Below are 15,509 nucleotides of genomic sequence, written 5' to 3' on the forward strand. Positions count from 1 at the left end.
TCAGACGGAGACGATCTTGGAACACTCTGCACCGATACAACAGTTGCATACACTGGACGCTGCCGACAAAGAAGCACTGATAGATGTGTTGATCGACTGTGTGGAAGGCGGCGCCTCCGTCAGCTTCATGAACCCGCTGCCGCGCGCCAAGGCTGATGCATTCTGGCAAAACGTCGCAAAGGGAGTCGAAGCAAAGGAACGCTCGCTGCTGGTGGCCAGGGATGGCGCAGGACGGGTGGTGGGCACGGTCCAACTGGTGCTGAGCCAGCCGGACAACCAGCCACACCGGGCCGATGTCTCCAAGCTGCTGGTGCATCGTAGCGCGCGCCAGCACGGCTTGGGCGCTGCGCTGATGCAGGCAGCAGAAGAATGCGCCAAGGCCGCCGGCAAGACTGTTCTGGTACTGGATACTGCCACCGGTGGCGGCGCAGAAAGCCTGTACGAACGGCTGGGCTGGATACAGTGCGGCCGCATTCCCGACTATGCGCTGTGGCCGGATGGCGGTCTGTGCGCGACGACGATTTTTTCCAAACGGCTTTGATGAAACAGATCATGAAAATCAGACTCGAATCGCCGGATCAGGCGGAAGTACTGGCCCTCATTGCGGAGCTGGATGCGTATCAGCACTCTTTGTATCCGCCCGAAAGCGTGTATTCAATGGATATGGCCTCAGTAGCCGAGGAGACGCTGCTGTTTGCGGTTGCCCGCGATGATCAGGGCAATGCGGTGGGATGCGGCGGCATCGTGCTTTACCCTGCTTACGGCGAAGTAAAACGCATGTATGTTCGCCCGGAAAACCGAGGACAGAGCATCGCGCGCCAGATCCTGACGGAGCTCGAACAGCAGGCACTGAATGCAGGTTGCAGCAAGCTAAAGCTGGAAACCGGCCCGCTGCACCGGGAAGCGCTCGGCTTGTACGCAAGCTTCGGCTACCAGCAACGGGGCCCTTTTGGCAGCTACCCCGATGATCCGCTCAGCGTATTCATGCAAAAACACCTGAGCGCCGCCTGAGGCCTCAAGCCGGGCGGTCCTGCCGCTCCGGCAAGGCCTCGACATCATGGAACAGCGAGTAATCGATGTGCTGCCCTTCGTCATCCGCTGCAGAGAAGATATTCGCGTAGCGATGATTGGAGCGTATCGTGTCATGCGTATACACATAGCGGGCACGGAGGGTCTGGCTGGTGGTTTCATCCACGCCCTCCACGCTGAGTATCAATGCTGCATTATCCTTTGCCAGGATTTCCGTGCCAAGACCGAACAAGGGACTGCTTTCATCAATGACGTGAATGATAGTCCAGCCCAGCGCAAACACGGGATGCTGTTCGCGCTCCAGCTTCAGGTCATGCAGCTTGCGGAATAAGCCAGATTCCGGCGAATTCTCATCGCGCAACAGGCGCAGCCTGGCCGTGGCCTCACTGATCACATTCAGCCTGGCGTTTGCCATGCGTATCAACAACACTTCCTGTCCATCCTTGAAATGGGTAACCGGATGGCGCGCAAAAATGATCTGCGACCTGGGGCGGGAAAAACGCGCGAACATCACGCCGGTGATCAGCGCAACGCTGGCCATGCCGAGAAAAATTTCCACCGTGGACACGATATGTCCGTATATGGTCTGTGGGTGCATGTCACCATAGCCAACGGTAGCCACGGTTTCTACGCTGAAGAAGAACGCACCCAGGAAACCTTTGGGCGACAGGTTGCCTATGGGATCATCGCCCAGCATGAAGATGCCGGCGAAAATCAGGTTGATGGAAAAGAAGACAACCGCGATAGCGCCGAAAAATGCCGGCCAGCTGGAAGTCATCGCGTAATAGTAAATGTCTTGCCAGAACTGCGTCTGCAGGCCATGGGTGATCACCTTCCTGTCACCCATATTGATTGTTCTGGTTCGTTGACGCCCGGTTTGCTCAGCCATGCTCATTTATCTCTGATTGTCTCGAATGAAGAAGCCATCCAGACAAGGCGGGCTTCAGACACAGGAATATACAGGCAAATACGGCAGCAATACATTTCCCCGCAGGGCCTTGGCAAGAAAACTACACTGTCGTGTGTGGAGACCGAGCGCATCGACCGGGGAAAGAATAAGCTCAAGCACTCCTGCGCGAGCCACCGGCCAGGATGGCCTCCATTTTGGCTACATGCCTGCTGGTAAAGGCGCGGGAAGGCAGGGGCTGCGGCCGCCCTACCCCATAGCCCTGCACAAAATCGACGCCGATATTTTTCAGGCAAGCAATGATCGCATCATCCTCGACGAACTCGGCAATGGTTTGCTTGCCCATGACATGAGCAATCTGGTTGATGGATTCCGCCATTGCGCGATCGGTAGCGCTGTTGACGATTTCCTTGATAAAGCTGCCGTCTATCTTCACATAATCAACCGGCAGATGCTTCAGGTAATTAAACGAAGACATGCCGACGCCGAAATCATCCAGCGCGAACCGGCATCCCAGTCCATGCAGGCGGTCTATCAGTGCAACCGCTTTTTGCAGATTGGCAATCGCTGCAGTCTCGGTAATCTCGAAGCAGATCAGCTTGAATGGTATGCCGGATTCCTGCTGCTGCTCAATCACGTAGTCGAGCAGGCGGTCATCGCCTATTGACGACCCGGACAAATTGATGGCCCAGGTATCGATGCGGGCGCCAGGCTCCCTGCTGAGCGCGGCCAGCGCGGCAAAGCTCTTGCGTATCACCCAGCGGTCTATTTGAGGCATCAGGTCAAAGCGCTCTGCCGCGGGGATGAAGGACATGGGAGGAATGAGCTTGCCGTTCTCATCCAGCATGCGCAGCAGTATCTCCACATGCTCGCCCTCTGCCGCCGCGTCAGGATGCAGCGACATGATCTTTTGCGAGTACAGGCAAAACCGGTCCTGGTCCAGTGCCGCCTTGATACGCGACACCCATTCCATTTCATTGTGCCGGACAGACAGATCCTCATCGTCGTGGCTGAACACGTGTATGCGATTACGGCCTTTTTCCTTGGCCATATAGCAGGCTGCGTCCGCTGCCTTCATCACTTCTTTCAAAGACACCATGCCGGGGTTGAGGACAACCAGACCGATACTGACACCGATCGCAAAAGTACGGCTGCCCCAGGAAAAACGTATATCTGACACGCTCTGGCGCAAGGATTCAGCCAGCCTGCCGGCATCCACCTGACTACAATGCGCGAGCACGACGCCAAACTCGTCGCCACCGATGCGCCCTACCATGTCGCCATCACGCAGCCTCTGCCTCAGCATATGGCTGACCTGCCGTATCAGTTCATCGCCTGCCGCATGCCCGCTGGTGTCATTGATGATCTTGAAGCGGTCCAGGTCCAGGTACATTACAGCATGTTCCTGATAATCTTCGTTGGAAGATTCCCTGGCCAGCAGCTCGCTCAAGCGGCGTTCGAACTCGCGCCGGTTCAGGATGCCGGTCAGCTCATCGTGGGTCGCCTGGTAGGACAACTGGGCTGCATGCCGGCGCACCTCGCTGACATCGTGCAAAACAATGACGATGCCTATCACATTGCCGTCAGGGCTATGGATGGGAGCAATCGAACGATCAATGGGAATATTGCTGCCATCCACTCCAAGCAAATAGAGATCCTTGGTGGTTTCGCTGACAGTTTCCGGCGACAGCACCTGCTCCAGGAAATCCGGCACGTGCTCGTGGTTTTTTTCATCAAAGATCTTGCACACGGAATCGAAAGGCTGCATCAGCATGTCCTGGCGCGACAAGCCCAGCATCTGCTCCGCGATCTTGTTGCAATAGCTGATGCGCCCGAGGTTATCCGTCGTGATGACCGCATCGGCGATCGACGCCAGTGTAACCTCGGCCAGTTCTTTTTCGGCAAAGGCTTTCGCTTCGGCCAGTTTGCGATCCGTCACGTCAAACAGCGAGCCCACCATACGCACGGCAATGCCATCGGCATTGCGCACTGCCTGCGCGCGCGACTTACACCAGCGGTATTCACCGGACAGTGTCTTGAGCCGAAATTCGACGTCATACAAGGTGTTGGCCACCAGGTGTCGCCTCAACGCCTCTTGGGCCATCGCCCTGTCGTCCGGATGGATCAGGCCCACGAAGGCGGTTGGCGACGAAGATATCTCAGCCGCCGAATAGCCCAATTGCTGATTGATCCAGGGTGAGTAATAAACGTCGCCCTTGATGATATCCCAGTCCCACAGGCCGGCATTGCTGCCTTCAAATCCCAGGCTCAGCCTTTCTTCGCTCTGCCTCAATTGTGCTTGCAGCCGGTTGCTGCGCGCATAGGACCGGCGAGAATACCAGGTGCAGGCAAACAGCAACAGTATTGCCGACGCAAACAAGGCCACCAGCAGCATGTCTTTTACCTGGCGCGATGCATCACCCAGTGCGCGCGCATAACCATCTTCTATCGGTGCCAATATGCTGTCTATGGCCTGCATTTCTGCCACCGTGGTCAGCGCAGCCGGGCTGCCGCGCTGGCCGGATTGCTCCAGCGCCCGCAGACGCAAGCCTATGTCGTACAACTGCTGGATATAGTGATCGCCCTGCTCCCAATAGCTGATCGCATTGCGGAACAAATAGGTATGCTTGAAGTTTCGGTACATCCATACCATGCCGGGAATATCGTCCTCGGCGACACCGCCGGCGATAAAACCGTCTTTGATCAGCGCATCATCGCCGTTGGGCTTGTTCATTTCAAGCCGGGCACGGCTGTCTCCACGCGGGACTTCCAGCTCTTTCAGGAAACGCTGGTAATCAATCTCGGCTCCGGTTACCGCATAACGCTGCAGCGCAAATACCGCATCCTTCTGCGCTTTGGACCAATGGCTTTCTCCGCCGACGTAGGCGCGCAGCACCGACATCGTGACGACACTGAGTGCAGCAAAAATGGAGAGGAGGATAACAACGACGGCCAGAGGCAACAGGACGGCTGTCGTGCGGCGCGCGACAAAGATTTTTCTGATCTGACGAAGCAGAGACTGCATTGACGCTCCTGATCCGTTTCTCCGGTGGTCTGCATTGCGGAAATCAATACCTTATATAGCATTTATCCGCGCTGGGCAGGCAAGGGATTATCTTTTTACCATCTTCAGCGATTCACTATGAAAATGCAAACTTCTTTTGCCTTTTTTACCATTTATCACAATCCAGGCGCCCCGGAAAACCACGCCTGAAAAATGCTGCACTTGCACTAAAATTCCACGAAATCCGAGCACTAATATTAATCCGAATATTATTGCCATAGCGAAATTTTTTTACAGTAATTTTGCCCTGCACGCATTAAAATAGGCGACCTCGTAAATATACCAATAGGATCATAGAATGCCGAAACCATCGACATTGGCCTTACTGGTCGCCTCCGCTTTACTCAGCATAGGCGTACCGGCAGCAAACTCAGCTAATGCAGCCACCGCTGCCACATTGAGTTCCACAACAGCCGCAGCCGGCACCAGCAACTCGGCTGTGGACGAGAAAGAAAAAGCCAGACTGCGCGCCGAATATATACGCGCCAACTACACTAAATACGAATACAGGATACCTGCACGTGACGGCAAGCTGTTATTTACCGCAGTGTATGTGCCCAACGACGCCAGCGCCAAGAAAACCTACCCCATCCTGATGGTGCGTACACCCTATACAGTAGCTCCTTACGGCACGTCCAATTACAAGACTGCGCTCGGCTCCAGTGAGCAATATGAAAAGGAAGGCTTTATCTTTGCCTTTCAAGACGTGCGCGGCGCCTATATGTCCGAGGGCGAATTTGTGAACATGCGCCCGCAGCTAGTACAGAAAAAAAGCAAGACCGATATCGATGAAAGCACAGACACCTATGACACGGTGGACTGGCTGGTAAAAAACATCGCCGGCAATAACGGCAAGGTCGGCCAATGGGGCATCTCCTACCCAGGCTTTTACACGGCAGTCGGCGTCATAGATACCCATCCGGCACTCAAAGCGGTATCTCCGCAAGCACCAATCGCAGACTGGTTCCGTGGCGACGACATGCACAGGAACGGCGCCTTCAACCTGGAAATGGCTTTCGGTTTCTTCAGCAGCTTTGGCAAACCCCGCCCTGTTCCCGGCGAGTATGTAAAAAGCAAACCCTTTGACTACGGCACACCGGACGCATATCAATTCTTCGTCGACCTGGGCGCATTGTCGAACGTGAATCCCAAGTACTTCAAGGATGGCATCCCGTTCTGGAATGAAATCATCCAGCATCCCAACTACGACGAATTCTGGAAAAGCCGCAACCTGCTGCCCCACCTGAAAAACGTCAAGGCCGCCGTAATGACAGTGGGCGGCTGGTACGATACCGAAGATCTGTACGGCCCGCTGAATATCTATAAATCGATAGAAAAACTCAATCCCGGCATCAACAACAGCATCGTCATCGGCCCTTGGGTGCATGGTGGCTGGTCCAGGACGAGTGGCGAGAAGATAGGCGATGCGAATTTCGGCTTCAAAACCACTGAGACCTTCCAGCCGCTGGAACTGGCTTTCTTCAAGCACTATCTGAAAGGCACCGATAAGCCGTCTATGCCCAAGGCCTGGATGTTCGAGAGCGGCGCCAACCGCTGGCGCGGCTTTGATGCCTGGCCGCCACGCAATGTCAAACCGCAGGCGCTGTACTTCCAGTCCGGCGGCAAGCTGAGTTTTGACGCGCCCAAACAGGCAGACCAGCAGTTCGATGAATATCCTAGTGACCCGTCCAAGCCGGTGCCGTACACAACGGAAATCTCCAACCGCTGGAGCAACCAGTATGTTGCTGCCGACCAGCGCTTTGCTTCACGCCGACCCGACGTGCTGAGCTACCAGACCGACGTGCTGGAGCGCGACGTCACGCTGGCAGGCCCGCTGGAAGCAGATCTGTTTGTCAGCACTACAGGCACAGATGCCGATTTTGTCGTTAAGCTGATCGACGTTGCACCGAACAATCCCGACGTGGCCGAAGGTGAAATCAACCGCGGCGGACAACAGACGCTGGTACGCGGCGAACCTTTCCGCGCCCGCTTCCGCGACGGTTTCGAAACACCGAAACCCTTCACGCCGAACGAAGTAACCAAGGTCAAGTTTGCGATCAATGATGTGCTGCACACCTTCCAGCGTGGACATCGCATCATGGTGCAGGTACAGTCAAGCTGGTTCCCGTTCATAGACCGCAATCCGCAAAGCTTCGTGCCGAATATATACCAGGCCAAGGACAGCGACTTCATCAAGGCGACACAGCGCGTCTACCACGATGCTGCGCAGCCTAGCGCCTTGCATGTGCATGTATTACCGGCTCTGGACCAGTAAGCCAGGTCACTGATGCTTATAGAAATCCCGCTTTATAGCGGGATTTTTTTGGCCTGCACATCCGGTAAGCCGTCCAGTGCGTTCGGGAGTAATATGTCGGCAGCAATCAAGGGCATGTTATTGCCCTGAAGAATGACATCGAATGACATAACCAGGAGGCCGCGCGAATATCTGCAATTAATATTCTCGATATATCAGTGTATGCAGCATATGAATAAGCATATGCAAAAACATTCCTTCCAACCGGTGTACCTCACTAGCTAGCATGTGCGCCTCTTGAACTACACAAAACAAGGCCACACTGATAGTGCATCACCTTGTATATGGATAAAACATGACAAACCAAACTAATCCCGCAGTACTTGCGTTGATTGGCAACACACCTCTGATCCGGGTTACCCGCCTGGATACAGGACCGTGTGAACTGTTCCTGAAACTGGAATCGCAAAACCCCGGCGGCTCCATCAAGGACAGGGTCGGACTTGCGATGATAGAAGCGGCAGAACGCGACGGCCGCCTGAAACCCGGCGGCACCATCGTCGAAGCCACCGCCGGCAATACCGGCCTGGGCCTGGCGCTGGTGGGACGCGCCAAGGGCTACCGCGTGGTGCTCGTGGTGCCGGACAAGATGTCCACGGAAAAAATCCTGCACTTGAAAGCAATGGGCGCGGAAATCCACCTGACCCGTTCCGATGTCGGCAAAGGACATCCCGAGTATTACCAGGATTATGCTGCAAGGCTGACCAAGGAAATCCCCGGCGCTTTCTTCGCCGACCAGTTCAACAACCCTGCCAATCCGCTCGCGCATCAATTGACCACCGCACCGGAAATCTGGGAACAGACCGCGCATAACGTAGATGCCATCGTTTGCGGCGTAGGCTCGGCCGGCACAATCACCGGCCTGACCCGCTATTTCCGTGAAAAACAGCCAAAACTGGAATTCGTACTGGCCGACCCCAAGGGCTCCATCCTGGCCGAATACGTGAAGACCGGCCATGTCTCAGACACCAGCGGCTCCTGGGCGGTGGAAGGCATAGGCGAAGATTTCATCCCATCCATCGCCGACATGAGCGGCGTCAAGCATGCGTATACGATAGACGACACGGAAAGCTTCGGCACCGCGCGCGAATTGCTGCGCGCCGAAGGCATCCTGGCGGGCTCCTCTACCGGCACACTGCTGGCGGCAGCCCTGCGTTATTGCCGCGAGCAGACCACGCCGAAACGCGTGGTGACCTTTGTCTGCGATACCGGCACCCGCTACCTGTCCAAGGTATATAACGACAACTGGATGATAGACCAGGGCCTGCTGAAGCGTGAAAGCTTTGGCGACCTGCGCGATATCATAGGCCGCCGCTTCGATGACGGCAATGTCGTCAGCGTTGCCAGCAGCGACACGCTGATGGTCGCCTTCAACCGCATGCGTAGCGCGGACATATCCCAACTGCCGGTCATACACGAAGGCCAGATAGTCGGTATCATTGACGAATCCGATCTGCTATTGAAAGTAGCCGGCGATGCCAAACTGTTCCACAGCCCGGTGCAGGAAACGATGACACGCCAGATAGAAACCCTGGCGCCCGGCTCCAGCCTGGACGACCTCAGGAACATCCTGAACCGTGGCCTGGTTGCCATCGTCGCCGACCAGCAGCATTTCTACGGCCTGATTACCCGCTTTGACCTTCTCAACCATTTACGCAGGACTTTATCGTGAGCACAAACCCTAAAGACAGCGGCAAGCAAGGCTTTGCCACCCGTGTGATCCACGCAGGCCAGTCGCCCGATCCATCGACAGGCGCCATCATGCCGCCTATCTATGCAACGTCCACCTTCGTACAAGATAGCCCAGGCGTGCACAAGGGCCTGGACTATGGCCGCTCGCACAATCCTACCCGCTGGGCGCTGGAGCGCTGCGTGGCCGACCTGGAAAGCGGCGCGCAGGCGTTTGCATTTGCGTCCGGCCTGGCGGCAATTGCCACCGTGCTGGAACTGGCCGACAGCGGCGCCCATATCATCGCCGGGGACGATATGTACGGCGGCAGCTATCGCTTGTTTGAGCGTGTGCGCAAGCGCAGCGCAGGCCTGGAATTCACTTATGTGGACATGACGGATCCCAAGAAATTGCTGGCTGCGATACGTCCGGATACCAAGATGGTCTGGGTGGAAACGCCGACCAACCCCATGCTGAAGCTGGCCGACCTGCGCGCCATCGCAGAAATCTGCCGCGAGCGCGGCATCATCGCCGTGGCCGACAATACCTTTGCCAGCCCGCGTGTACAACGGCCATTGGAGCTGGGTTTCGACATCGTCGTACACTCGCTGACCAAGTACCTGAACGGCCACTCCGACATCATAGGCGGCATCGCCATCGTCGGCGCAGAACCGCGCCAGGCGGAATGGCGCGAACAACTGGCCTTCCTGCAAAACTCGGTGGGCGCGATTGCCGGTCCTTTCGACAGCTTTCTGGCGCTGCGCGGCGTGAAGACACTGGATATCCGCATGGAGCGCCATTGCAAGAGCGCTCTGGACCTGGCGACCTGGCTGCAGGCGCAACCGGAAGTACAGCATGTGTATTACCCCGGTCTGACCTCGCATCCCCAGCATGAACTGGCCCTGCGCCAGATGGACGGCTTCGGCGGCATCATCTCCATAGAACTGCGCACCGACCTGGCCGGCGCGCGCCGCTTCCTGGAGCGCTGCGAAGTGTTTGCACTGGCAGAAAGCCTGGGCGGCGTAGAGAGCCTGATCGAGCATCCGGCCATCATGACGCATGCTACTATCCCGGCCGCGCAGCGTGCGGCGCTGGGCATCACCGACTCCTTCGTGCGCCTGTCGGTCGGCATTGAAGACGTAGAAGACTTGCGCAAGGATTTGCGCAATGCGCTGGATACGATCAAGGCCTGATTTTTCTGTTTTATTGCAAAAAGCTTTGCTCCTTTATCGGGGCAGGGCTTTTTTCTTTATGGTTTACATAAGGCCGTTATATCAGCCGGCTCGAGTATGCTCTTCGCTGGCACGCTCCCTCCCCCAGCCGCCAGCAGTATCATCACCCGCCCCATCTGTTCGGTCGTCGTAATCGAATTTGGAAACCACTTCCTCAGCAAAGGCAGCAGAGGCGCCGTCAACTGGTATATCGTGTCATATAGCTTCGTCTTGGAGCGGATGCCGTGCAATGGCTGTATTGCCCCCGGGCGCATCATGTATGCTGCCTTGAAAGGCAGGCGCAATAAAGCATTCTCGGTCTTGCCCTTGACCCTGGCCCACATGCTGCTGCCCTTCTCGCTGCTGTCGGTGCTGGCGCCGGACACATAGATGAAAATCATCGCTGGATTGTGCGCTGCCAATACCTGAGCCGCGGCCATCGTAATGTCATAGGTGATGCGGTGATAGGCCTGCTCCTTCATGCCGGCAGAGGAGATGCCCAGGCAAAAGAAACAGGCATCGTAGCCGCTCAGTTCCGTCGCAATGAAACTGAAGTCAAAGAAATCGCGATGCACCAGTTCACGTAGCTTGGCATGCTGCATGCCGGTAGGCGTGCGCACTATCGACAAGATGCTTTCTACCTTGCTATCCAGCAGGCATTCACGCAGCACTCCCTGCCCGACCATGCCGCTGGCGCCGAAGATAATCACTTTCATTGTGCTTCCCTTGTTAAAGATTGGGTCAAGTTTGCGGCAGATGGCGCAGGCAATTGCGGCCACCAATGTGTAACGATGGCGGATTGCGGCACATTGGCCGGCTCCAGGCTTTCGCCCGGGCGCGGGATGGCGATGCGCACATTGCTCTGCTCCGCTGCGGCCAGCGCGCGGTCCATGGGTTCAGTCCAGCTATGGTAGGCCAGGTTCAACAAGCCATGATGTACGGGCAGCGTTAGCTTACCCTTCACCATCTGCTGCGCCTGTATCGCCTGCTCCGGGTTCAGGTGCCAGTCCGGCCAGGCTTCGTCATATTCGCCGATCTGCATCAAGCTGAGGTCGAACGGCCCCAGCCGCTGGCCTATCTCGCTAAACTGCTGCGTCATGCCGGTATCGCCGCTGTAGTACACGCGCTGGTCACCAGCGATGATTGCAAACCCGGCCCACAAGGTCTTGTCCCGGTCCACCAGATAACGGCCCGAGGTATGGCGCGCGGGGACGGCAACGATCTCCACTCCCGGCAGCTTGCTGCTCTCCCACCAGTCCAGCTCCACTATGCGTTCCTCGGCAATACCCCAGCCTGCGAGACGCGCGCCCACACCCAGCGGCACGATGAACTTCGTATTCCATGCCTTCATCGCCGCAATGGTGACGATTGTGGCCTTGTCCAGATGATCGTAATGGTCATGCGAGATCAATACCGCGTCCACCGGCGGCAGATCCTCAAGTGCGACAGGCGGCGCATACCAGCGCTTCGGCCCCGCCCAGCTTACCGGCGAAGCACGCTCGCTCCATATTGGATCGGTAAGCACCGCATGACCACCTATCTCCACCAGAGTAGTCGCATGGCCCAGCCAGGTGGCACGCAAGCCTGATACCGGTGGCGTCGCAAAACGCAAGTGATCGCCCTGCATAACTGGCACTACTTGCTTGGGCGCAGCGTCATCGCTGGCGTGAAAGGCACCCATGATAATTTTCCACAAATCATCGTTTGCCAGCGGCTGCGGATTATGGAAGCGCCCGTCATGCCATTGCGGCGAAGCCTGCATGCGCGCCAGCCGCGCACCTTGTGCCGACTCGCCTAGCGCATCCCAGGCCTGCGCCAGCGCCGCTGAAAATCCTACCGCCAGCAGCAATAGTCCGCCCACCAGCATCTTGCGCAGACTAAAGCGCCTATGTTGTGAGCGCATTGAAGCTTGTGACATATCCATTCTCTTTACTTTGAATTCTGTTCGGCTAAGAAATCTTATCCATTAGCAAGCATTGCCAATACCGCTGTCGGCCACTAAGATAAGGTCAATAGTCACCAATGTAAATAAGGTTCCCAAATGACCCATACTAACCTCAAGGTAACTAATGGCGCAGATACGGCAGGCGTCATTGATTACAGCTCTTGCGAGTCGCTTGATGCGGACGGCGACCTGCTGGCCAGGGAAATCGTGTCACGGGTGGCAGAAACCTGGTCGCTGTGGGTCTTGCATGTATTGCACGAGCGCGGCTGCCTGCGCTTTTCCAAACTGATGAACGAAGTGAGCGGCATCAGCCAGAAGATGCTGACCAAGACTGTGCGCCAACTGGAGCGAGATGGCTTGCTCACGCGCACCATGTATATGGAAGTGCCGCCTCGGGTGGAATACCAGATCACGCCCATGGGCACCGAATTACTGGCAGCAGTAAATCCGGTATGGAACTGGATAGTCGGCAAGCTACCGGAATTTCGTGCTGCGCGGGCACGGCATGATGCATTGAATACTGCGGAGGATAAAGTGCAGAAAATCAGCATGGGCCGCGTGGTAAGCGGCAGTTAAAACATTTGCCATTCGATGCGATATGTCGCTCGCTATTTTTTCATCCATTTGCAGTAATGCCTGGTTTTCCATGAACAGATAAACTTCATGAAGCAACTTCTTGAACGCGACTCTTTTCTATTAAAGCTGGCTGCAGAGCTCGCCTCCGCCCAGGAACATGGGCGCGTCGTGCTGATCGCCGGCGAAGCGGGCATAGGAAAGACCAGCCTTCTGGAGCGCTTCATTGAACAGCTCCCCGGCAATACCGTCTACTGCGGAGGCTGCGAGGCACTGATGACGCCGAGGCCGCTGGGCCCCCTGTACGATATCGCGCGCGCTGGGCTCCCCGTATTGAAGTCGGCACTGGAAAACGGTGCTGACCGGGCTACGCTATTTTCCATCGTGCTGGACAAACTGCTGGGTTCCAACATCCCTGCCATCATGGTGCTGGAAGATGTGCACTGGGCAGATGCCGCTACGCTAGACCTGATCAAATTTCTCGGCCGCCGCATTCATCTGTCGCACTCCTTGCTGGTACTCAGTTTTCGTGACGACGAAGTCACGGCAGCACATCCGCTACGCGCTGTCCTTGGCGACATACCCGCCAGCCGTATGACACGCCTGAAACTACCGGCCTTGTCCGCAGACGCCGTCAGCACCATGGCCGAAATGGCGACGTTGGCGCGCGAAGTTAACACTACCGCCGGCACCCGCCTGGACCATCTTTTTGCTGTAACAGAAGGCAATCCTTTTTTCGTCACAGAGATATTGTCCCAACCCGACGAGCAGGTGCCCGCCTCGATCCGCGACGCCATCTTTGCCAGGGTCAACCGCTTGTCCAAACCGGCAAGCAATATACTTGAAGTTGCCGCACTGGTGCCGCGCAGCGTTGAACTTGCCATCCTTGATGCCGTGGTAAAAGACAGCCAGGGTGCTAGCGATGAATGCATCGCCAGCGGCTTGCTGATTGCCGATGGAAACAGCCTGCGCTTTCGCCATGAACTGGCCCGTATCGCAGTCGCTGATGCCGTGCCGCCCGCGCGGCGCCGCAGCCTGCATACTCTACTGCTAGCGGCACTGGACAAGCCGGATAGCGCGGCGCCACTGGCACGCCGGGTTCACCATGCGGTTTGTGCCGGCGATGGACCGGCAGTACTGAGATTGGCCCCGCTTGCCGCGCACGAAGCGACACTGCGAGGAGCAAGGCGCGAGGCCGCAGCGCACTGCCGTGCCGCGCTGGATTTTGCCGACGCCTTGCCCGCCGCCGAACAGGCCATCCTGCTGGAACATTATGCACAGCACTGCTTTGAACTGAACGACTATCAAAATGCGGACCAGGCACTCCTGCACGCGATAGACCTGTTCGCGGGGAAAAATGACAGCAAGAGCCAGAGCATTGCCCTGGCGGCGCGGGCCAAGTTGCTGGTGCGCATGCTGCGCAACGCTGATGCAGATGCTGCCTGCCTGCAAGCGATGCAGCTCGCCGACCTGGCGCAAAGTCCCGCCGAGCAAGCCGTCAGCTATGCAACCTGGTCTTATCTGCGCATGCTGAATCGGGACTACCATGAAGCGATTGCCTGGGGCGAGAAAGCGATAAGGCTTGCTAAACAAAGCAAGGACACAGCGACACTCGCGGCAGCACACAATTCCATGGGGGCTGCCATGCTGTTCACCGACTACGATCAAGGCTGCTCGGCTGTACTGAGCAGCCTGCGCATTGCCTCCGGGCTCAGCGACGGCGGTGCCGCAGTGGCGGATGCCTATGTGATGCTGAGCACCGGCTCAGCGGAAGTGTTTCAGTTCATCAATGCCGAGCGCTATCTTTCGGAAGGACTGGCGTTCACGCGTGAGCATGATCTGGACCGCTTTACCGGCTACATGGAAGCCTGGCAGGCTGTGATGGAAATCTACCAGGGACACTGGGACCACGGCGGAGCCCGTGCCAATGCCTTGCTGGAGCGCGAAAAATTCGGTTCCACCAATCGCGTCACCGCATTGATTGCCCTTGGGCGTCTGCGCACGCGGCGCGGCGACCCGGGTGCTCGTGAAGTACTCGATGAGGCGCTTTTATTGGCAAATCAAAGCGGCACCCTGCAGCGGGTCGCGCCGGTACGCTGCATACGTGCAGAAGCGGCCTGGCTGGCCGGAGACGATGCTGCCGCGGCAAAAGAAGCCTCGGCAGTGCTGGATCTGGCGCAGGCAAAGGGTCATCCTTGGTTTCTTGGCGAAATCGCATTCCAGCTATGGCGTGCAGGACAGCTTGAGCAGGTGCCGCAGGAATGCGCGGCACCGTATCTGGATCAAATGCAAGGACGATGGGAGTCCGCTGCGCGTTTCTGGAAGGAACTCGGATGCCCGTATGAGCAAGCCAGGGCCTTGAGCGACGGCGATGAAGCGGCGCAAAAGCTCGCACTTGAAATTTTCGATAGCCTGCAGGCCGCACCTATGGCCAACTGGCTGCGAAGGCGCATGCGCAGTGAAGGCGTGCGTGCGATTCCACGCGGGCCGCATCCATCCACGCGCAGCCATCCGGCCGGCCTGACCAGCCGCGAAATCCAGATCCTGGGTCTGCTTGCTGATGGCTTGCAAAACAGCCAGATTGCGCAAAAACTTTCTCGCTCGCCAAGAACCATCGACCATCACGTTGCAGGCATCTATGCCAAGCTGGAAGTGGGATCGCGAATAGAAGCAATCCAGGCGGCACGAAAACTTGGCTTGATTGCCTAGCCTGATTGCCTAAATTAGGTGGCGCCGCTCGCCAAAATAGGCAATGCCACCCTGTCAACAATAGTTACGCGCCCCTATCCTGATCACA

Annotated in this window: 11 protein-coding genes; 7 read left to right on the forward strand and 4 right to left on the reverse strand. The window is 57.0% G+C overall.

All coding sequences use genetic code 11. The annotated features are described in order from the left end of the window. Positions 1-16: 16 nt before the first annotated feature. Both IEW12_RS02240 and IEW12_RS02245 read left to right on the forward strand, forming a co-directional pair. Positions 17-541 (forward strand): GNAT family N-acetyltransferase, encoded by a 525-nt coding sequence (locus IEW12_RS02240; protein WP_188564355.1) that lies wholly within the window; start codon positions 17-19, stop codon positions 539-541. An 11-nt stretch (positions 542-552) separates the two neighbouring features. Then, positions 553-1,011 (forward strand): GNAT family N-acetyltransferase, encoded by a 459-nt coding sequence (locus IEW12_RS02245; RefSeq protein WP_188564356.1) that lies wholly within the window; start codon positions 553-555, stop codon positions 1,009-1,011. Positions 1,012-1,015: 4 nt separating this feature from the next. Here IEW12_RS02245 and IEW12_RS02250 read toward each other — a convergent pair whose 3' ends face one another. Both IEW12_RS02250 and IEW12_RS02255 read right to left on the reverse strand, forming a co-directional pair. Continuing rightward, positions 1,016-1,876 carry an ion channel gene (locus IEW12_RS02250; protein ID WP_229750865.1) on the reverse strand — a complete coding sequence of 287 codons (861 nt, stop codon included), beginning with the start codon at positions 1,874-1,876 and terminating at the stop codon, positions 1,016-1,018. Positions 1,877-2,090: 214 nt separating this feature from the next. Continuing rightward, complete coding sequence (locus IEW12_RS02255) at positions 2,091-4,961, reverse strand: EAL domain-containing protein (protein WP_188564358.1); 2,871 nt, start codon at positions 4,959-4,961, stop codon at positions 2,091-2,093. Between the two features lie 337 nt (positions 4,962-5,298). Between IEW12_RS02255 and IEW12_RS02260 the strand changes: the two genes are divergently transcribed. From IEW12_RS02260 to IEW12_RS02270, 3 genes are all read left to right on the forward strand, one after another. Then, a complete protein-coding gene (locus IEW12_RS02260) occupies positions 5,299-7,275 on the forward strand; it encodes a CocE/NonD family hydrolase (RefSeq protein WP_188564359.1) in 1,977 nt (658 codons plus the stop codon). 334 nt (positions 7,276-7,609) lie between these two features. Further along, entirely contained in the window at positions 7,610-8,986 is a 1,377-nt protein-coding gene (locus IEW12_RS02265) for a pyridoxal-phosphate dependent enzyme (RefSeq protein ID WP_188564360.1), read from the forward strand. Continuing rightward, entirely contained in the window at positions 8,983-10,176 is a 1,194-nt protein-coding gene (locus IEW12_RS02270) for a trans-sulfuration enzyme family protein (protein WP_229750866.1), read from the forward strand. Before IEW12_RS02265 ends, IEW12_RS02270 begins: the two co-directional genes overlap by 4 nt. Before the next feature lie 56 nt (positions 10,177-10,232). Here the strand turns inward: IEW12_RS02270 and IEW12_RS02275 are convergent, their stop codons facing one another. Together IEW12_RS02275 and IEW12_RS02280 are read right to left on the reverse strand one after the other, a co-directional pair. Next, on the reverse strand, positions 10,233-10,910 hold the full coding sequence (locus IEW12_RS02275) for a Rossmann-fold NAD(P)-binding domain-containing protein (protein ID WP_188564361.1): 678 nt from the start codon (positions 10,908-10,910) through the stop codon (positions 10,233-10,235). After that, entirely contained in the window at positions 10,907-12,112 is a 1,206-nt protein-coding gene (locus IEW12_RS02280) for an MBL fold metallo-hydrolase (RefSeq protein WP_229750867.1), read from the reverse strand. Before IEW12_RS02280 ends, IEW12_RS02275 begins: the two co-directional genes overlap by 4 nt. A 123-nt stretch (positions 12,113-12,235) precedes the next feature. On the opposite strand from IEW12_RS02280, the gene IEW12_RS02285 reads away from it, so the two are divergent. Together IEW12_RS02285 and IEW12_RS02290 are read left to right on the forward strand one after the other, a co-directional pair. After that, positions 12,236-12,715, forward strand: coding sequence for a winged helix-turn-helix transcriptional regulator (locus tag IEW12_RS02285; protein WP_188564362.1), 480 nt, complete (start codon positions 12,236-12,238; stop codon positions 12,713-12,715). A gap of 87 nt (positions 12,716-12,802) precedes the next feature. Then, positions 12,803-15,421, forward strand: a complete 2,619-nt coding sequence (locus IEW12_RS02290; RefSeq protein WP_188564363.1) for a helix-turn-helix transcriptional regulator — start codon at positions 12,803-12,805, stop codon at positions 15,419-15,421. The last annotated feature ends 88 nt before the right edge of the window (positions 15,422-15,509 follow it).

This window comes from Parundibacterium terreum (assembly GCF_014636315.1).
In the GTDB taxonomy this organism is placed as follows: domain Bacteria; phylum Pseudomonadota; class Gammaproteobacteria; order Burkholderiales; family Burkholderiaceae_D; genus Undibacterium; species Undibacterium terreum.